Genomic DNA, 20611 nt, shown 5'->3' on the forward strand with positions numbered 1-20611 from the left:
GATACATAATGAAAAGAAGGTGAATACATGTACAAAATTGCAGTTGATGCAATGGGGGGAGATAATGCACCAAAAGCTATTATTGAGGGTGTTATTCAAGCCTCTGAAACATTTGAAGATATTGAATATGTGTTATATGGTGATGAAAATCAGATTAAGCCGTATTTAACTGGTGATAATAAGCGGATTTCTATTGTACATACAACAGAAAAAATTGCTAGTGATGATGAACCAGTTAAGGCTATTCGCTCTAAAAAACAAGCCTCAATGGTTTTAGCAGCACAAGCTGTTAAAAATAAAGAAGCTGATGCGTTGTTTTCAGCCGGAAACACAGGGGCCTTGTTAGCGGCGGGATTGTTTATTGTTGGACGAATAAAAGGTATTGAAAGACCAGGATTGATGCCTACTTTGCCAGTGATGACAGATACGACAAAATGTTTTGTATTTATGGATGTGGGTGCTAATGCAGATTGTAAAGCAAAACATTTGGTTCAATTTGCTTTATTAGGAAATTATTATGCACAAACTGTACTTGGTATTGATAGTCCAAGAGTAGCGTTATTAAATAATGGGACTGAGGCAAGTAAAGGAAACGAACTAGCCAAACAAAGTCATGAATTGCTAGTACAACAAAAAGAATTAAATTTTATTGGAAATGTGGAAGCTCGTGAGTTAATGAATGGGAAAGCTGATGTCGTTGTAACAGACGGCTTTACTGGAAATGCAGTACTGAAATCAGTTGAAGGGACTGCAATGGCATTAATTCAGTTGATTAAAGCAACTATAAAAACTGGAAATCTTCAAACTAAAATAGGTGGATTATTAGTAAAAGATGCTCTAAGAAATATTAAAGATGTATTAGATTATTCTAAACATGGTGGAGCAGTATTATTTGGATTAAAAGCTCCAGTTGTTAAAACACACGGTTCCGCAGATAAAACAGCGGTATTTTATACAATTAAGCAAATTAGAAAAATATTGGATTCACATGTTATTGACAACGTGAATCACTACTTTGAAACTAAAGAAAGCGAGATAAGCTAATGGAAGATATTTATCAAAAAATTGTTAAAGTAGTTTCTGAACAATTTGAATGTGAGGAAAGTTCTTTAACACCACAAACACGTTTTAAAGAAGATTTGAAAGCTGATTCTATTTCTGTAGTAGAATTATTAATGGCATTTGAAGATGAATTTGGTGAAACAATTTCAGATGAAGATTCAGAAAAAATTGCAACAATTCAAGATGTTGTTGACTATATTGCCAAAAGATAATAGATAAAAGCGACAGTCTATCTTTGAAATCAATATGTAGTGAACTAATTGATTGATTTTAAAATAGAAATGGAGTAACGGGAACGTAGTGTACTCCATTTTTATTTTTTTCGGACTTTATATTGTTATTTTTGACTGTATAGTATACAATAAATGTAACTGTTTATTTATATCTTACTGTATGATATTGTTAGAGGTATTATTTTTATATGATATGATGACAATAGAAAAAATGAGAAAAATATGAAAAATTAGTTGCTTTTAATGAGAGAAAACTTTATAATACTTTTAATGCGATTTGTATTGAGCATTAGTATAGTAACATTAAGGAATAGGAGGAAAATCTTTGACATACAAAAAAACTTTACTAGAAGTGCGTGATTTATGTACAGGTTTTCGTTTTAATGACGAATTTTATAATGCTGTAGATGGTGTGTCGTTTACATTATCAAGCAATGAAGTTTTAGCAATTGTGGGAGAATCTGGTTGTGGAAAAAGCACATTAGCAACAACTATTGTTGGTTTGCACTCACCTTTAAATACGAGTATTAGCGGAGAAGTGATGTACCGTCAGGAAAATTTAATTAATTTTACTGAAAAACAATATGAGAAAATTCGTGGGAATGACATTGGAGTAATTTTCCAAGATCCGTTGTCTGCTTTAAATCCGTTAATGACTGTTTCACAACAAATTGAGGAAACATTGGTGTATCACACGTCAATGACGAAAGCGGAGCGTTCAGAGCGTGCATTAGAATTATTAGCACAGGTAGGTATTCCAAATCCTAAACGTACTGCTAAACAATATCCACATGAATTGTCTGGAGGAATGCGGCAACGTGTCGTGATTGCTATTGCTTTGGCGTGTAAGCCACCAATTATTATTGCCGATGAGCCTACAACAGCATTAGATGTTACTATTCAAGCTCAAATTTTAGATTTATTAAATGACTTACAAGAAGAAACAGAATCAGGTATCATTTTGATTACTCATGATTTGGGTGTTGTGGCTGAAACAGCTGATAAAGTGGCAGTGATGTATGCCGGTCAATTTGTTGAGGTGGCTCCTGTGCAAGAATTATTTGAAAATCCACAACATCCGTATACACGTTCATTGTTAAAATCTATCCCACAAGATGATAGTGAAGATGATTTACACGTTATTCAAGGAAGTGTACCATCTCTAATTAATTTAACGAGAACAGGATGTCGTTTTGCAGAGCGTATCCCTTGGATTCCAGCAGATGCACATGAAGAAAATCCACAAATGCATGAAGTATCACCAGGGCATTTTGTGCGTTGTTCTTGTTATAAACATTTTCATTTTGAAGGGGAGGCTGAACAATAGTGAGCTTTATTGAAGTTAAAGATTTAAAAGTGCATTATCCAATCCGTACAGGATTTTGGAATCGTGTGACAGACCATGTGTTTGCTGTTGATGGTGTCAGTCTTAGCATTGAAGAAGGAAAAACGTATGGTTTAGTTGGAGAGTCTGGTTCTGGGAAATCTACAATTGGAAAGTCTATTATTGGATTAGAAAAAATCACTTCAGGTCAAATTATATATAATGGTCAAGATGTGACAAAATTATTGAATAAACGAACATCTGAATATAGTAGAAATGTTCAAATGATTTTCCAAGATTCGTTATCTAGTTTTAATCCTAGAAAACGTATCTATGATATACTAGCGGAACCATTGCGTAATTTTGAAAAATTAACACCTGATGAAGAAAAACGTCGTATTCATGAGTTAATTGATATTATTGGTTTTTCTGAAGATGCCTTAACAAAATATCCACATCAATTTTCAGGAGGACAAAGACAGCGTATTGGTGTTGCCCGTGCGATTGCTACACGTCCTAAGTTAGTTATTGCTGACGAGCCAGTATCTGCTCTTGATTTATCTGTTCAAGCACAAGTATTAAACTACATGAAACGTATTCAAGAAGAATATGGTGTTGCATATTTATTTATTTCACACGATTTAGGTGTGGTAAAACACATGTGTGATGATTTGATGATTATGTATCGTGGACGCTTTGTTGAATATGGCAATAAACAAGATGTTTATAAAGATCCAAGACATATTTATACGCGCCGTTTATTATCAGCAATTCCTGCCATTGATCCAGCAAATGCTGAAAAAAATAAGTTACAACGTTTGAAAGTAGAGCAAGAATATCAAAAAAATAATTCTGAGTATTTTGATGAAAATGGTAAAGTATATGACTTACAACCTATTAGCTCTACGCATAGTGTTGCTTTATCATCAGTACAGAAAGGAGGAAATGCCTAATGTGGAAAGTTATTCTAAAGCGTGTTTTGGTCATGATTCCTCAAATTATTATTTTGAGTGCAATCGTGTTCTTCTTGGCAAAATTAATGCCTGGAGATGCATTAACTGGTAAGGCGAATTCTTCTTTGACAGTAGCTGATATTGAAGCACTACGTGAGGCAAATGGATGGAATAAACCTTGGCATGAACAATACATTGATTGGGCAGCAAAAGCGTTGCGTGGTGATTTTGGTATAAGTTATGCCAACCAACGTCCAGTAGTAGATGCGATTGGTGAGCGTTTAGAAAAAACAGTTTGGTTATCTATTTTGACAACAATTATTATGTATATTATTGCTGTTCCATTAGGTATGATTGCCGGACGTTATCAAAATTCATGGGCGGATAAAACAATTAATTTCTTGAATTTCTTAAATTATTCTATCCCAACATTTGTTGCTGGTTTACTTGCTATTTGGTTGTTTGGATATACATTAGGTTGGTTCCCAACACGTGGAACTGAAACAGCAGGTGCAGGATTAACAGGGTTGGCTTATGTACTAGATAGATTTAAACATATTTTACTGCCAGCAATTATTCTAGGAACTTTAACAACAGTATCTACTATTCAATATTTGCGTACAGGTATTATTGATTCTAAGGGGCAAGATTATGTTAAAACAGCACGTGCTAAAGGTGTTCCTATGAATAAAGTGTATTCACAACATATTTTTAGAAATTCGATTTTACCTATTGTTACGTTTATTGGATATGATATCACAAGTGTTTTAGGTGGTTCCGTATTTCTTGAAAATATTTTCTCATTCCCTGGAATGGGTAAACTATTTATTGATGCTATTAATGGTCGTGACTACTCATTAATGGTTGCTTTAATTTTAATGTATGGATTAGCTGGATTATTTGGTTCGTTAATTTCAGATATTGCAATTGCGATTGTCGATCCACGTATTCGTATTCAATAGAAAGGAGAAAATATGGCTAAAACTAAAAATAAAGAACAAGATAATAAAAAAGCCGTAATAGGTTTTGGTGTCATTGTTCGAGAGTTTAAACGTGATAAAGTAGCAATGGCGTCATTCATTATTTTTGTATTATTAATTGCTGCGATATTTATAGTATCTCTGTTTTTAGATACAGAGAAAGCTATGCAAGTTTCTATTTTGAATCGTTATGCTAGTCCGGGAACAAAACATTTTATTTTAGGTGCTGATGAGGCAGGACGTGAAATTTTATGGCAATTAATTATTGGGGCTAGAAATTCTATTACGATTGGTTTTTCAGTCACTATTATTTCTAGTATGATTGGTTTAATTGTCGGAACAATTTCAGGTTATTATGGTGGTCGAGTAGATAATGGAATCATGCGTGTTGTAGATTTTGTCAGCATACTTCCTAGACTATTATTCATTATTGCCTTTTTACAAATCGTACCAAAATACTCAATTTTTGCATTTATCTTAATTATGAGTGCATTTTCATGGACATCGTATACACGTTTGTATCGCAGTAAAGCATTGTCTGAATCTGCATTAGAGTATATTAAAGCAGCTAAAACATTAGGGGCAAGCGATTTTAGAATTATGACACGTGAATTAGTTCCAAATATGAGTTCTGTGATTATTGTTAACTTAGTTCTTGCATTTGCAGGGAATATTGGGTTAGAAACAGGACTAAGTTATTTAGGTTTTGGTTTACCAAGTTCAACGCCAAGTTTAGGAACATTAATTAGTTATGCAAGTAACTCTGATGTTATTAAAAATAAAATTTGGGTATGGTTACCAGCTTCTCTATTGATTTTAGTATTAATGTTATGTATTAATTATATCGGTCAAGCATTACAACGTGCTTCCGACTCTAAACAACGTTTAGGATAGTTTTATTTTAAGTACAGATTTTTTAATCTGTGCTTTTTTAGATTGTTTGGAAACATAACTATAAATTAGAGAAATCTATCCTGCATGAAAGGTGAAAATTTATATATGTAGCATAACTATAAAGGCATGTTGGCAGATGAAGATGATATTGTACAATAAATAAAAAGAATTCATGCACCATGTACGAAACCTTATACAAAGAGACTGGGAAAAGTATCTAAATAACAAAAACTGAAAGCAATCAATATTTATAAATGTTGATTGTTTTCAGTTTTAAAAATATTAATTCAGAAAATACTTAGTTTTTTCCCAGTCCGTTCACATGAACTGTTTGTATGTATAAAATATGATATGTATTTTTGTATGATAATTTTGCATGTATTACGTATCAAATGTAATATATGTTTTGCTTGTATTATGGCTAATAACACATATAAACAGAGTATTACTTTACTTTAAATCCAAATGGGACTTTAGATTCCGTTCCATTTTTAATACGGACGATATTTGTGCGATGACGATAAACAATAAATAAGGCAAGCAATATTGCAACAGTTGAAAATATCCAATCTTGAGTAAAACAAGAGGTTATAGCTAAAAGAATTGCCGTTGTCATACTAGATAAACTGACCATGCGTGTGAAATAGAGTAGAATACCAAATAAACAGATGCCTACTAATATAAATAAAGGATAAATAGCCAAGATAACCCCTGCACTCGTTGCAACAGCTTTTCCTCCCTTAAAATGTGCAAACATTGAAAATGTATGCCCTAAAATAGCAAATAAGCCAATTAATATAGGGTGCAAAGAAACGTGACATAAAATAGCTAGTAGAGTAGGAAGTGTTCCTTTAAAAATATCTATTAACAAAACAATTGTGCCTGCTTTTTTTCCTAAAACACGAAAGGTATTGGTAGATCCTGAATTGCCACTTCCGTGTTTTCTGATGTCTGTATGGTAATAATATTTGCCTATCCAAATTCCTGTTGGAATAGATCCGAGCGTGTAACTCAATAGTATAAGAAAAAAAATTGTCATAAGTTCTCCTATCGTTATATGATATGTTAAGTGTAGCATTTTTTTGATAAAATAGAAAGTTCTAAATGATATTCATGTGTTATATTATAAGATAAAGTAATGCAATATCTTATATAGAAAGGAGAGTATAGAAGTTTTTCACGTACAGAAATATTATTGAAACAGATAAATGGTATATTAAAAAATAACTATTTATGCTAGAGTAGAATACAGATATGTAGATCTTATTATACACATTCACAATCAAATACCTATACAAAACAAGTACTTTTAGATAGGTACTATATTTTAGAAAAAGGATTTTGTCATCATTTAACATTTATTTTTGGGGGTTAGAGAGAAGAAATAGCATAATTTATTCTTAAATACAAGTTGTGGTAAAGATTATTATGCTAATTAATTGAGCGTATATTATTATGTCTATGTATGTGATAGTCTATCTGAATGCCCATTAAAGAAGCAAAAAAAGATTTAATGGAGTGGTTTGTAAATTTGTTCTCGAGAGAAGGATCGCTAGATGTAATTTTAGCCATTATACATTGGTCAATTATCATGGATTGAATGTATTTTGAAGTTGGATGGATATATTGTGAAAGTTTTCCATAGTTTTTTAGTTTGTACAAATGAATAGTTAGTTGGATAGTTTAATATATGAAGTGTGTGCCTTCATAACTAGCTTGTAGAGATTACTATTTATTTCACTCAAAACAATAGATAGAGTATTTTAATAGGTAAATAAAAACACGGATGAGGTGTTCAACCGTGTTGTTTCATTAAAAAAAGAAATCCGCAATGCCGTTAATGTACTTTTTAGTCTTGAACCTGTTAGAAAACAGGTGGGTTTCTTAGCCTATGCTATTTAACTACCAAGTGAAAGGGCATGTTAGCACATAGTACAATTAGAATCCCTAATCAAAAAATAAACGTAAGGTCAACACATATAAAGTACCACGAACACCTCAGAAATCTTTACACTAATTATATCAATAAAACAAAAAAAAGTAAATGCTATTGAACAAAGATAAGGAAGTTATAAGATTTTTTTAATAATTTAATTGACATTAGAAAAATTATAGCATAGTATAGAAAAGAATTTGTATGAAGAATGAGAAGTAAGAGGACGTAATATATGGCATATAAAAATTTAGTCATTGTAGAATCCCCAGCTAAAGCGAAAACCATTGAAAAATATTTAGGAAAGAATTTTAAAGTTGTAGCAAGTAAGGGACATTTGAGAGATCTTCCAAAGAGTAAAATGGGAGTAGATATTGAGCAGCAGTATACTCCGCAATACATTTCTATTCGTGGAAAAGGGGATTTAATTAAAGAATTACGAAAATATGCATCTAAAGCTAATCATGTTTATTTAGCAAGTGACCCAGATAGAGAAGGAGAAGCAATTGCTTGGCATTTGGCGTTTCTATTAGGGTTAAATCCAACGGATAATATACGTGTGGTATTTAACGAAATCACTAAAGATGCTGTTAAAGAAGCATTTAAAACGCCACGTCCAATTAATATGGATTTAGTGGATTCACAACAAGCACGCCGTGTTTTAGATAGATTAGTAGGCTATTCAATCTCTCCAATTTTGTGGAAAAAAGTAAAAAAAGGATTGAGTGCTGGACGAGTACAATCTGTGGCATTAAAATTAATTATCGAACGTGAACAAGAAATAAATCAATTTATACCGGTTGAATATTGGCAAATTGCAGGAGAATTTATTAAAGATAAGCACATTTTTTCTGCACAGTTTTATGGTATAAATGGAAAAAAAGTTGAGTTAAAAACGGAAGAAGATGCTAGGGCAATCCAAGAAAAATTAACAGGCAGAGAGTACAAAGTTAGCCAAGTTGTGAAAAAAGAGCGACGTAGACAACCAGCTGCCCCGTTTACAACAAGTAGTCTACAACAAGAGTCTGTTCGTAAGTTGAACTTTAGAACGGGACGTACTATGGCAATTGCACAACAACTTTATGAAGGTGTTGCATTGGGGAAACAAGGAACAGTTGGTTTAATTACATATATGCGTACTGATTCGACACGTATTTCAGAAGTTGCTCGTCTTGAAGTGTCTGACTACATTACACAAAAACATGGCACTCAATTTGTGGGTGTTTTGAAAAAAGGTAAGCAAAGTCAATCTGCTCAAGATGCACATGAAGCCATTCGACCAACGAGTGTCTGGCGTACGCCTGAAGCGGTAGCAGCGTATTTAACAAAAGAACAATTAAAATTGTATACGTTAATTTGGTCGCGTTTTGTTGCTAGTCAAATGGCACCTGCTATTTATGATACAGTACAAGCAACATTAGAACAAAATCAAGTTCAATTCAAAGCAAGTGGATCTACTGTTACGTTTCCTGGTTTTTTAACCGTCTATGAAGAATCATTGGATGATAAAAAAGCAGAAAAAGCTAATCCACTACCTTATTTAGAAGTAAATGATAACATTTTGAGTAAGCAGGTCAATTCTACTCAGCACTTTACTCAGCCACCTGCACGATATTCTGAAGCAACATTAATTAAAGTCTTAGAGGAAAATGGAGTAGGTAGACCTTCTACGTATGCACCAACATTAGATACATTACAAAAACGTTATTACGTTAAACTAGTGACAAAACGATTTGAACCAACAGAACTAGGTGAAATTGTCAATCATTTAATTACAACATTCTTTCCAAATATTGTTGACGTTACATTTACGGCGAATATGGAAACAGATCTTGATGATATTGAAGAAGGAAAACGAGTGTGGCAAGATGTTATTGATCAATTTTATCGTCCATTCAGTACTTATTTACAAAAAGCTGAAACAAGTATCGAAAAGATTGAAATTAAAGATGAACCAGCAGGATTTGATTGTTCAGAATGTGGAAGTCCTATGGTTATAAAAGTAGGAAAATATGGAAAATTTTATGCATGTAGCCATTTCCCAGAGTGTCATCATACTGAAGCTATTGTGAAAAAAATTGGTGTAGTTTGCCCACAATGTCATCAAGGTGAAATCATTGAACGAAAATCTAAGAAAAATAAAATTTTCTATGGGTGTTCTTTGTATCCAACCTGCGATTTTGTGTCTTGGGATAAACCAATTGGGCGACAATGTCCAAAAGATAATCACTACCTTATCGAGAAGAAAGTTAGAGGTGGGAAACAAGTAGTATGCAGTCAATGTGACTACAAAGAAGATGTACAAAAATGACATAGAAAATCTTCTTAAAATGTATTGATGATACACATGCGATCCACTATTATTGAGAAATAAACTTAAATGGCTTTAAATAAGGTAGTTATAGACCTTAATTTAAAGCCATTTTAATTGTTTTAGGGAGGGATTTGTGTAGAGGAGTGAAATGTTTTTTATTAATATGAGAACTATATAAAATAGTAAAGCTATAAGATTGATCATATCAAAAAGGGAACACTATGTTTATATTATTTGTGATAAATAGAATAGCTATTTTTAGTATCGAGTCTCTCTATAGCAGATATGTGTATGATAAAACTGAAATAAAGCAATGCATTACGAGATATGGTTAGTGGTATTTTAACATGTCATGTTAATTTATGAGTCAATAATATTAGCATGTATATAACGTGAGATAGTTTTCACATTATAATGAGGTTAATCGCGTTTTGCAAACTTGAAATAACAGTCCACTAGAGAGATAAAAATTTTTATTGACAGGGTAATGAATAGCATGATACAATATCTTCAATAATTGAACAATTGTTCAAATGTTAAAAAGAGAGGGAGTTTATATGACACTAATACAGAAACTACGGGAAAAGTGCAATTTACATAGACAACACGTTAAACAAGGAGAGAGCAGTTACCAGGGAAAGCACGGACAATGTGAAGATGGCAATGACTATGAAAAACATGTGCAACGTGTAGAATACAGACACCAAGGAAAGCACGGAGAAAATGAAGAGAGAGAACACTATAAGAAGCATGTGCATCATGGGAAGGGATGCAATCATAATCACCATCATCATAATGCAAAAGTAACCATTTTGCTTTATATGGTATCTGTTTTAAGTTATAGTGTTGCAAAATTTGTGCCATTGCCTGAGATGCTGCAAAACGCTTTGTATTTATTTTCAACAGTATTTGGTGGGTATCATGTTATTCAAGAGGGTATTGGATTAAGCGTATCTCAAAGTATGTTATCCAAAAAATTTACACCAAATACACACTTATTAATGACTTTAGCAGCTATTGGATCTATTGGTATTGGAGAATTTGAAGAAGCAGCACTACTTATTTTGATTTTTGCAGGGGCACATTTTTTAGAAGAGTATGCTGAAAATAAATCTCGTCAGGAAATGAGTGCATTACTTGCAATGAAGCCAACACAAGCACGTCTTATTCTCCAAGACGATAGTGTTGCATTGGTAGATGTTAAGCAAGTTAAAATGGGCGATACATTGCAAGTTTTAAATGGAGATCAAATTGCAATTGATGGAGTTATTATTGAAGGAAATGGATACATTAATGAAGCGTCTATTAATGGTGAGAGTGTACCGAAAGAAAAGAGTATTGGAGATGAGGTATTTGCCTCCACAATTAATGAGCAGGGATCATTTAAAATGAATGTGACAAAAACTGCTGAGGATACTGTGTTTGCTAAAATTATTCAGTTAGTAAAACAAGCACAAAATAATACAACTAAAACAGCAGCTAAAATTAAGCAGTTTGAGCCAATTTATGTGAAGTGGGCATTAATTTTTGTTGTGGTGTTTTTCATTGGAGCCAGTGTGATATTAGGGATTAAAGAAAGTAGTTATAAATCACTCATTATGTTGGTGGCACTTTCCCCGTGTGCTCTGGCAGCTAGTGCAATTCCGGCCACCTTATCTGCTCTGTCTAATTTAGCAAAAAGAGGTGTATTATTAAAAGGTGGGAGTTATTTATCTGATGTTGCTGAATTAAAAGCAATCGCCTTTGATAAGACAGGAACGCTGACTAAAGGAATGCCGGTTGTTACAAATACGTATTTTACTCAAGAGGGGAAACAATTTATTCCACTTATTGTTGGTATGGAAAAACAAGCCAATCATCCGTTAGCTAAAGCTATTTTAAGACATTTTTCTCATGAGCAAGGACAAAGTGTAAGTGTAGATAATCGTATTGGAGAAGGTTTGGTTACAGTAGTTGAACAGCAAGAATACCGTATTGGAAAACGATTGTTACATGATGTTATCTCTGATGAGGTCGAGAAGAAAGCAAAAGAGTGGGAATTAAGTGGACAGACAGTTGTGTATTTTTCTAAAAATAGTCAAATTATTGGTTTAATTGCGATGATGGATCTTCCAAGTAAAGCAAGTAAACGGGTTATTGCATATTTTAATCGAAGAAATATTCAAACAATCATGATTACTGGGGATACGAAAACAACAGGGCAATCAATCGCCAAGCAACTAGGTGTTAAAGAGGTTCTGGCAAATGTAATGCCTGAAGATAAAGCTAAGTTAATAAGTATAAAACAAGCAAAAATTGGGAAAATAGCCATGGTTGGTGACGGAGTGAATGATGCTCCTGCTCTAGTTAGTGCTGATGTAGGTATAGCAATGGGAGATGGAACAGATATTGCTATTGATGTATCTGATGCAGTATTGATGCATAATGATTTGAGCAAATTAGTTTATTTGCATAAAATTGCTAGACGCTTAAATCGTATTGTGTGGCAAAATATTGTCTTTTCTATGTTGGTTGTAGCCAGTCTAGTGATAATGAACGTGTTTAATATATCTAGTATTGCCTTTAGTGTTATTGGCCATGAGGGCAGCACACTATTAGTTATTTTAAATGGATTACGTTTACTTATCCCTATAAAAAATAGCGTATTTTAATGGATGTATTATAAAATAAGGGTAAATGTGAAAAGGAGTAAAGTGATGACATATACAAATGAAGAGTTAACAGTATTATCTGGACTATTTAAAGCACTTGGTGATCAGACACGATTAAATATTTTACTTCAATTATTTGATGGGGAATTAAGTGTGAATGAAATTGCTGAACATATCGGATTAAGCGTGTCGGCAATATCACATCAACTTAAATTATTACGATTACACAAGTTAATCAAATCAAGAAAAGAGGGAAAATACATTTTTTATTCTTTAGACGATTTGCATGTGAAAGACGTCATTGCAATTTCAATGCAACATATTTCTGAATGAAATTAATCGTTATAAATTTTCTTAGTAATTTTGGTTAATTTTAAGTGTTATCTATTAAAATAAAGCACATTATATTTTGAGTCATCAATATAATGTGCTATAATTTTTTTATATGAGAATTGGAGGATGTTTATGACAAAACAATTAAAACGTAGTGACGTACCAGAAGAATTAACTTGGGATTTAACAAAAATTTTTGAAAGTGACGAGCAACATCAAGCCGCTTTAGAGAGTGTTTCTGCAAAAATGTCAGAATTAGTTACTTTAAGAGGAACTTTAGGAGAAAGTGCCGACAAATTATATCAAAGCATTAAACAAATGGAAGAGGTTATGCGTGAGATAGGTACAGCGTATATCTATGCCCATTTGAAATCAGATCAAGATACGGCAAATGGCACGTATCAAACAATGATGGCGAAAACAATAAATCTTTATGTTCAGTTAGAGGCAACTCTTGCATTTGTAACTCCTGAAATTTTAAGTATTCCACAAGATACATTAGATAACTATATTAACTCACATGAACAGTTAAAAGACTACAAACATTATTTTGAGCGTTTAACAAGTAAACGTGCGTATGTATTATCTGACAAAGAGGAAGAATTGCTAGCAGGGGCAGCAGATGTTATGAGCGCTTCAGAAAAAACAGCTAGTCAGTTAATGAATGCGGACTTAAAACATGGTGAAGTGACAAACTTAGACGGAGAAAGACAACGTTTAACGAATGGTTTGTATTCTCAATTAGTAGAAAGCACAAACCGCCAGGCAAGACAAGAGGCTTATGAAGTGATGTATACATCATTTGGAACGGTTAAAAACACATTGGCTTCTACACTAAGTTCAACGATAAAATCTCATAATTATACGGCAAAAGTGCGAGGATATAACTCAGCACGTCATCAAGCCTTATCAGAAAATTTTGTGCCAGAGGAAGTGTATGATACATTAGTGAATGTGGTAAATGAGAAATTGCCTTTATTCCACAGATATTTAGCACTGCGTAAAAAAGTATTGAAATTAGATGAGTTACGCATGTTCGATATGTATACACCAATCGTAGGTGAAGCACCAATTTCATTTACAAAAGAATCTGCTCAAGAGATTACATTAAAAGCATTAGCACCATTAGGGGACGAATATGTCGCTTTATTAAAACGTGCGTTTGATGAAAGATGGATTGACTGGGAAGAAAATGAGGGTAAACGTACAGGTGCTTATTCATCAGGAAATTATGATACAGCACCGTATGTATTAATGAACTGGAGAGATTCAGTTAATCAATTATATACATTAGTGCATGAATTAGGGCATAGTTTACATAGTTACTTCACGCATCAAGCACAACCTTACCAATACGGAAGTTATCCAATTTTCTTGGCTGAAATTGCCTCAACAACAAATGAAAACTTATTGACTGAATATTTGTTGCAAACAGAAAAAGATCCAACTGTTCGTGCCTATATTATTAACCATTACTTAGATGGTGTGAAAGGAACAGTATTCCGTCAAACACAATTTGCTGAATTTGAACATTTTATGTATGAACAAGATGCTAAAGGACAACCGTTGACACAAGATTTCTTATCAGAATCTTATGGAAAATTGAATGAGAAATATTATGGTATTCCAGCAGATGAGTATATTTCTTTAGAATGGGCACGTATTCCGCATTTCTATTATAATTATTATGTGTTCCAATATTCAACAGGATTTTCAGCAGCTTCTGCATTAGCTAAACGTATTTTAACAGAGGGACAAAGTGCAGTTAATCGTTATTTCGGTTTCCTAAAAGCAGGTATTAGCGATTATCCAATCAATGTAATGAAAGAAGCAGGTGTTGATATGACACAAGCAACTTATCTTGAAGAAGCATTGTCTGTTTTTGAAGAACGTTTAAATGAGTTAGAAACATTATTAGCTTAATAAAAAGGTGCTCTTTGGAGTACCTTTTTCACTAGAAAGGATAGTTATGATTACAGTTGTTGGAAGTTTAAATATAGATTTAAATGTCACATTGAGCCATTTCCCAAAGCAAGGAGAAACGCTTTTAAGTCAGCAATTCTTTTATTCGTATGGTGGAAAAGGAGGCAATCAAGCTGTAGCTATATCACGTTTAAATGGAGATGTGCGTTTTATTGGAGCAGTGGGTAATGATGTCTATGGCAAAGATTATATTCATAAGCTAAAACGTGAAGGAATAGATATTGCAGGCATTTGTTGTCTCGAAGATGTTGCAACAGGAACGGCTGTTGTGATGTTAGCACAAAAAGACAATGCCATTATTGTAACTCAAGGGGCCAATGGATTATTATCTGTGGAGCATGTTGAAAAGCATGCACAACATATTATACAAAGTCAATATATTGTGATGCAATTTGAAGTGAGAGATGATGTTATTGAGTATGTTTTGCAACTGGCTAGTCAATATAGTATTCCAGTTATTTTAAATCCAGCACCGTTTAGAGTGTTTCCTGAGTCTTGGGTGGAGCATATTACTTATTTGACACCTAATGAAACGGAATATGAGGCATTATGTAAAAGTGGGATAACTATACCAAAAGAAAAACTAATTTTAACAATGGGAAAACAAGGAGTATCTTATTTTGATGCAGAGGCACAACAAGTATGTCAAATTGAAGCGCCACAAGTACATGTTGTGGATACAACAGGAGCAGGAGATACATTTAACGGTGCTTTAGCACATTATTTAACGCAAGGTTATACTCTTAAACAAGCATGCTCTTATGCTGTAATTGCAGCAAGTTTATCAACAGAACACGCTAATGCCCAAGCTGGTATGCCCACACATCAACACGTTTTGGAAAAATATCAACAAGAGATAGAGTAAAATATGCCAGTATTACAACTAAATGCATTAGTGTATATAGTGACACTATGAAAATTTTTTAAACTACATTTGTACAAAAAATGGTGAAGAGTAAGGGTGTAGTATTATAGGAGTAATCTGAGAGATTTCGTTCTATTATCTTGTAAAAATGGTAGGCTAGTGTGGCAACTATAGTATTGAAAGGGTATAAAGCATTAATCAATATGTTTAGGTAACAAATTTGATAGAATTTATTAAAAAATAGAATGTAAAGGAAAAAGTAAATGATCAAGAAAACAGTAATTATCGACACAGATCCAGGAATTGATGATGCAATGGCGATTGCCTTAGCACTATTTAGTCAAGAGATTGATGTTCCATTGATTACAACCGTAGCAGGTAATGTTGGATTGGAAAATGTAACAACAAATACGTTACGTCTGTTATCTTTTTTCAAAAAACACGTTAAAGTAGCAAAAGGTGCAAGTCAGCCACTATTAAGAGTATCTGAAGATGCCTCGCAATTCCATGGTGAAACTGGGCTAGCAGGATTTTCTTATGATAAACAAGCTACAGAATGTTTAATTGATACTCATGCTGTGAATGCAATGTATCAAGAATTAATGAAAAGACAAAAAACAACGGTTTTAGCTATAGGTCCACTGACAAATATTGCATTATTGTTGCGTATGTATCCGGATAGTGTTCATTACATTGATGAAATTGTCATTATGGGGGGTGCTATTAACAGAGGTAATTACGGTGTTTATACGGAATTTAATAGTGGTTTTGATCCAGAAGCAACTAAAATAGTGTATAGTGCTCCCGTAAAAAAAGTAATGATTGGATTAGAAATTGGCAATCAAGCTATTATGGAAAAAGAGGTTTTAGAACGTCTAGGTAACATAAATGGTGTAGGGAAAATGCTCTCGGCATTATTCAAGCATTATCAAGGAGAATATTTTGATAAAGGGGTTGAAGTATATGACAGTACGGCTATTGGGTATATTTTGCACCCTGAATGGTATACATGCCTTGAGGCTAGTGTAGATGTTGAATTATGTGGAACTTATACATCAGGTGCTACACTGGTGGATTTTACACAAAAGAGCCAGTACATTAAAGTATGTACAACTATTGATGCTCCTAAATTTATTGAGTGGATTATAGATAGTGTGGCATATATGTCACATGTTTGATACTCTACTAGGTATAGATTATGATATATTTTTATTTAGAAAAATAATAGCTAAATAGCGATGTCTAAGATAATGCAGATTTGTTATGGTTATATACATTTAGTTGAAAAAGAGCGTACAATAAATCGTGTGGATGAATCAAAAGATTTCATCCGCACGATTTATTCATATTGTTACAAACAGTATTAAAAATAGGGCGTTATGCAGTTATTTATTTAGAAAAATTTACTATATGCATCACATATTCAAAGTGTTCATGTTTTATTTTTCGTGCATGAATGCGTATGACAAGATGTTAAGGAGTGTATAAATTTAAACCTATTTATGTATTGGACTTAATTTTTCTGACATAGCACAATATAGAAATAGTAAAGTTATAGTGTAAAAAGATTTTTTGATAAGCATTGAAGGATTTATTCAGATTAGAATGTGATATAATAAAACTAATAATTTAGATTAGGAGTTAGGTGTGTGCAAGACGTATTAGAAGCTATTCGTAAAGGAGAAACACAACCCGTATATCTCGTTCAAGGAAATGATGATTATTTAATAAAGATGATAAAACAAACATTTTTATCCTATGTTATTCCGGAAGAAGAACGAGAATTAAACATTTCAGTATACAATTTGCATGAGGAATCTTTAGCTTTTGCTATGGAAGATGCGGAAAGTATATCTTTTTTAGGAGATAAAAAGTTAATTGTATTAGATAATGCTTACTTTTTGACAACGGAAAAGCCAAAGGGAGCTATTGAACAAAATATGAATTTGTTGGAAGAATATATTCAATCCCCTAATCAAGATACTGTCTTAGTTATTATGGCACCTTATGCCAACCTAGACAATCGTAAAAAAATCGTAAAATCGTTAAAAAAATTAGCAGTTGTTGTGGACGCTAATGCATTGAATGAGCAAGAAGTTATTCAATTTGTTCAAAATTACATTCGTAATAGTGAGTTTTCGATAGATAGACAGACAGTTAAATTACTTTTAGAAATGACGCATTATCAACTAGCAATAGTGATGAATGAACTAGAGAAACTATGTATTTTTAAGCAAAAAGAGAAGAAAATTGATAGGCAAGATGTTTTGCAATTTGTTAGTAAAACTTTGGAAACAAATGTGTTCATATTACTTGAAACTGTTCAGCAAAGGCAAGTGGATAAAGCCTTGGCTATTTATAGAGAGCTAGTATTACAAAAAGAGGAACCTATTAAATTATTGGCACTTTTAATAGGGCAGGTACGTTTATTTTTAGACGTGCATATTTTGATACAAAAAGGGTATCAGCAAAGTGATATGGCACAATTGTTGAAGCAGCACCCTTACCGTATAAAACTAGCCATAGAACAATTGAAAAAAGGGAACTATCGCCAAGATACCTTAATACAGATGTATCACATTTTAGCACAAGCAGATTACAGTCTTAAAACCGTGAATTCGGATAAGCATGTTATTGTTGAATTGGCACTATTAAAGATGATGAAAACAGGAGAAAATACATGAAAAATGATATTTTGAAACATAATTTAGAGGCTTTGTTTTTACAAGGTACTATAGGGATTGAACGTGAGGGACAACGTGTATTAAAGCAAGGGCATATTGCTAAAAGTCCTCATCCAAAAGTTTTTGGTGATCGGCAATATCACCCTTATATTCAAACAGACTTTGCAGAAAGCCAACTTGAATTAGTCAGTCCAGCAAAAGAAACAGAAGCACTAACTTACCAATATTTACAAGCAATTCACGAAGTTGCTTTTCAAAAAATACCTGAACAAGAATACATTTGGCCAATGAGTATGCCATGTATTTTTCCAGAGGAAAAGGATATTATAGAAGCACAATTGAATGCTAATGACACATCATATCGGGAATATTTATCTAAAAAGTATGGAAAATTCAAGCAAATGGTTTCTGGCATTCACTATAATTTTGGTTTGTCATCAGAATTTATTCAAACAATAGAACATCTTACACAAGGTAAATTAACACGGAATACTATTTATTTGAAAATGGCACGTCAATTCGTAAGGTATCAATGGTTGTTAGTGTATTTATATGGTGCTTCTCCAGTGGCTGATGCAAAGTATTTCACAGGATATGACGCATTAGATCACCCAGTTCGAAGTATTCGTGCCAGTCGATATGGATATGTGAATAAAGAACATATTCATGTGCCGTTTGATTCTTTGGAGCACTATGCACAAACATTGGAGCATTTGGTAGCTACAAAAGAACTTATTGCTGAAAAAGAATTTTATTCAAGTGTCCGTTTTAGAGGGGCTAAAACAGCTAGAGAACTTATTGATAAAGGTGTGCAATATATGGAATTTCGTGTGTTTGATTTGAATCCATTTGCACCTTATGGTATAAGTGAACAAGATATGCGATTTATTCATCTCTTTTTATTAATGTTAGTGTGGATTGATGAGGAAGATGCTAGTTGTTCTATTGCATTAGGTAAACAAAAAAGCGAGAAAATTGCTTTAGCACATCCACTAGAACGAAGCAACGATAACGAAGGAGAGTGGTTAATTGCTCAAATGTTGGATATGGCAAAACAGTGTCAGCTTCCACAAGAAGATATTGTACTTATTACAGAAAAAGGAGAGCAATTACACCAACCTGAAAAAACTGTGGGTGGTCAATTATGGAGTTTGTATCAAAAAGAGCAGAGCATGACAAAAATTGGGATGGCTCTTGCGAAACGGTATAAAAAAGAACATGTGGAGCATGTTTATGGATTAAGAGCATTCGATAAAATGGAATTATCTACACAAGCCTTTTTATTTGATGCCATTCAATATGGAATTTCTGTTGATGTGTTAGATGAAAGTGATCAATTTGTTAAACTTAGTTATAAAGACCATATTGAATATGTGAAGAATGGAAATATGACAAGTAAAGATAGTTATATTTCGCCTTTAATGATGGCAAATAAAGTGGTCACTAAAAAAGTGCTAAAAGACGCAGGTTTTAGAGTTCCAGAAAGTGTATCGTGTTGGAGTATACAGGACGCTAAACGGGTATATCCACGTATTGTTTGTAAACCTATTGTAGTTAAACCTAAAACAACTAATTTTGGATTAGGCATAACAATTTTTAAACAAGGAGTAGAGCAAGAAGAGGACTTTTTAAAAGCAGTGTCTATTGCCTTAGCAGAAGATAGTGAAGTGATGATAGAAGAGTTTATTGAGGGAACAGAATATCGTTTCTTTGTTTTAGGGAATCGTACAAAAGCTGTTTTGTTACGTGTGCCAGCCAATGTTGTGGGAGATGGAGTGCATACTATCGAGGAATTAGTTGAACAGAAAAATAAACATGCTCTAAGAGGAGATGGTGTGAGAACACCTTTGAAAAAAATACAACTAGGTGATATTGAACTGTTGCAGCTAAAACAGCAAGGCTATACGAAAGATAGTGTGGTTGTTAAGGATGATATTGTATTTTTACGTGAAAATTCCAATATTAGTACAGGTGGAGATTCTATTGATATGACAGATTATGTTCATGAGAGCTATAAGAAAATTGCACGTGATATTGCACAAGCTATGCATGCAAAAATTTGCGGCGTAGATTTGATTATCCCAGATATTCATGTTTCTGCTTATGAAAATAATCAAACGTATGGTGTTATTGAAGCCAACTTTAATCCAATGATGATGATGCATATTTATCCGTCTATGGGAAAATCAAGACGTTTAACAAGAGATGTTCTCCACATGCTATTTCCAGAAATTGATATGCATGAGTAAGTCAGAAAAATTTAGCGTCGTTATCTAGGCAGAATATAAAAAAGTCATAAGTAAATGATGATAGTAAAAGCAGAGTGAAGCCATAAAAATAAGGGTAAGGTTTACCAATTAACAGTATGGAACACACAAAAATGATGAATTAAGTGTTTGCTA

General features: G+C 33.1%; 15 protein-coding genes and 1 other RNA gene. 14 read left to right on the forward strand and 2 right to left on the reverse strand.

What is annotated here, in order from left to right:
• Positions 1-27 precede the first annotated feature (27 nt).
• The 6 genes from plsX to E4T68_RS01840 all read left to right on the forward strand — a co-directional run bounded on the left by plsX (position 28) and on the right by E4T68_RS01840 (position 5446).
• Positions 28-1044, forward strand: coding sequence for a phosphate acyltransferase PlsX (gene plsX / locus E4T68_RS01815; RefSeq protein WP_135123549.1), 1017 nt, complete (start codon positions 28-30; stop codon positions 1042-1044).
• Positions 1044-1274, forward strand: coding sequence for an acyl carrier protein (gene acpP / locus E4T68_RS01820; RefSeq protein ID WP_135123551.1), 231 nt, complete (start codon positions 1044-1046; stop codon positions 1272-1274). Before plsX ends, acpP begins: the two co-directional genes overlap by 1 nt.
• A 346-nt stretch (positions 1275-1620) precedes the next feature.
• The gene (locus E4T68_RS01825; RefSeq protein WP_135123553.1) at positions 1621-2622 is read left to right on the forward strand and encodes an ABC transporter ATP-binding protein; all 1002 of its coding nucleotides are present in this window, start codon (positions 1621-1623) and stop codon (positions 2620-2622) included.
• On the forward strand, positions 2619-3572 hold the full coding sequence (locus E4T68_RS01830; RefSeq protein WP_135123555.1) for an ATP-binding cassette domain-containing protein: 954 nt from the start codon (positions 2619-2621) through the stop codon (positions 3570-3572). Before E4T68_RS01825 ends, E4T68_RS01830 begins: the two co-directional genes overlap by 4 nt.
• On the forward strand, positions 3572-4534 hold the full coding sequence (locus E4T68_RS01835; RefSeq protein WP_135123557.1) for an ABC transporter permease: 963 nt from the start codon (positions 3572-3574) through the stop codon (positions 4532-4534). The genes E4T68_RS01830 and E4T68_RS01835 overlap by 1 nt, the downstream gene beginning before the upstream one ends.
• Positions 4535-4546: 12 nt before the next feature.
• On the forward strand, positions 4547-5446 hold the full coding sequence (locus tag E4T68_RS01840; protein WP_135123559.1) for an ABC transporter permease: 900 nt from the start codon (positions 4547-4549) through the stop codon (positions 5444-5446).
• 445 nt (positions 5447-5891) lie between these two features.
• On the opposite strand, the gene plsY is transcribed toward E4T68_RS01840, so the two are convergent.
• Both plsY and ssrS read right to left on the reverse strand, forming a co-directional pair.
• Positions 5892-6485 carry a glycerol-3-phosphate 1-O-acyltransferase PlsY gene (gene plsY, locus E4T68_RS01845; RefSeq protein WP_135123560.1) on the reverse strand — a complete coding sequence of 198 codons (594 nt, stop codon included), beginning with the start codon at positions 6483-6485 and terminating at the stop codon, positions 5892-5894.
• A 780-nt stretch (positions 6486-7265) separates the two neighbouring features.
• Positions 7266-7454, reverse strand: a non-coding RNA gene (gene ssrS, locus E4T68_RS01850) — 6S RNA.
• Positions 7455-7614: 160 nt separating this feature from the next.
• Between ssrS and topA the strand changes: the two genes are divergently transcribed.
• From topA to gshAB, 8 genes are all read left to right on the forward strand, one after another.
• On the forward strand, positions 7615-9690 hold the full coding sequence (gene topA, locus E4T68_RS01855) for a type I DNA topoisomerase (protein ID WP_135123563.1): 2076 nt from the start codon (positions 7615-7617) through the stop codon (positions 9688-9690).
• A 560-nt stretch (positions 9691-10250) separates the two neighbouring features.
• Positions 10251-12344 carry a heavy metal translocating P-type ATPase gene (locus E4T68_RS01860; RefSeq protein ID WP_135123564.1) on the forward strand — a complete coding sequence of 698 codons (2094 nt, stop codon included), beginning with the start codon at positions 10251-10253 and terminating at the stop codon, positions 12342-12344.
• 45 nt (positions 12345-12389) lie between these two features.
• A complete protein-coding gene (locus E4T68_RS01865) occupies positions 12390-12677 on the forward strand; it encodes a metalloregulator ArsR/SmtB family transcription factor (protein WP_135123566.1) in 288 nt (95 codons plus the stop codon).
• Positions 12678-12803: 126 nt separating this feature from the next.
• The gene (gene pepF / locus E4T68_RS01870; RefSeq protein ID WP_135123568.1) at positions 12804-14600 is read left to right on the forward strand and encodes an oligoendopeptidase F; all 1797 of its coding nucleotides are present in this window, start codon (positions 12804-12806) and stop codon (positions 14598-14600) included.
• A gap of 46 nt (positions 14601-14646) precedes the next feature.
• Positions 14647-15525 (forward strand): ribokinase, encoded by an 879-nt coding sequence (locus E4T68_RS01875; protein WP_135123569.1) that lies wholly within the window; start codon positions 14647-14649, stop codon positions 15523-15525.
• A gap of 263 nt (positions 15526-15788) precedes the next feature.
• The gene (locus E4T68_RS01880; protein WP_135123571.1) at positions 15789-16703 is read left to right on the forward strand and encodes a nucleoside hydrolase; all 915 of its coding nucleotides are present in this window, start codon (positions 15789-15791) and stop codon (positions 16701-16703) included.
• Between the two features lie 471 nt (positions 16704-17174).
• Positions 17175-18209 carry a DNA polymerase III subunit delta gene (holA, locus tag E4T68_RS01885; protein ID WP_135123573.1) on the forward strand — a complete coding sequence of 345 codons (1035 nt, stop codon included), beginning with the start codon at positions 17175-17177 and terminating at the stop codon, positions 18207-18209.
• Positions 18206-20458 carry a bifunctional glutamate--cysteine ligase GshA/glutathione synthetase GshB gene (gene gshAB, locus E4T68_RS01890; RefSeq protein ID WP_135123575.1) on the forward strand — a complete coding sequence of 751 codons (2253 nt, stop codon included), beginning with the start codon at positions 18206-18208 and terminating at the stop codon, positions 20456-20458. The genes holA and gshAB overlap by 4 nt, the downstream gene beginning before the upstream one ends.
• Positions 20459-20611: the final 153 nt, after the last annotated feature.

Origin of the sequence: Granulicatella sp. WM01 (assembly GCF_004570605.1) — a bacterium.
Taxonomy (GTDB): Bacteria; Bacillota; Bacilli; order Lactobacillales; family Aerococcaceae; genus WM01.